A 450-nucleotide genomic window follows, 5' to 3' on the forward strand; every position below is an offset into this window, starting at 1 on the left:
TCTATGAACTGTAGACTCACCTTCCTTACTTGGACCCATTGTAGTGTTACACCATTGGACAATGGATTTTGCATCTATCAATATTGCTCCATCTTTGTACTTTAGTTCTTTATGAGCCAAGGCTCTTTTAATGCATGCGCCTGCACCATCGTGCTTTACCTTACTATGACCAACCTCTGTGAAATTCCACATATATTGAATTCTACACAAGCTATGCATCTTTCTCAACCAATAGAACATCCATGCATTCTTTAATTGAGATGCACAATTGTCTGACCAAATAATGTGTTGATGATATAATATGCCCCTGTTAGCCAAATCTCCTTAAAATAGTTGAAAACAACCATGTACAAACTCCGTAGAATGTGATCGATCATCGCTGATTTAAAAATGGTACTCCCTCAAAATATTCTTGTCATCCTCTGTACTTGTAGGTGAATGCATGAATGT

At 37.3% G+C, this 450-nt stretch carries 1 protein-coding gene; it reads right to left on the reverse strand.

From position 1 onward, the window contains the following. Positions 1–318, reverse strand: a 318-nt coding sequence (locus CHM34_RS19630) for a hypothetical protein (RefSeq protein WP_500690238.1), incomplete at its 3' end; no start/stop codon positions are given. Positions 319–450: the final 132 nt, after the last annotated feature.

This window comes from Paludifilum halophilum (genome assembly GCF_002245355.1).
In the GTDB taxonomy this organism is placed as follows: Bacteria; Bacillota; Bacilli; order Thermoactinomycetales; family DSM-45169; genus Paludifilum; species Paludifilum halophilum.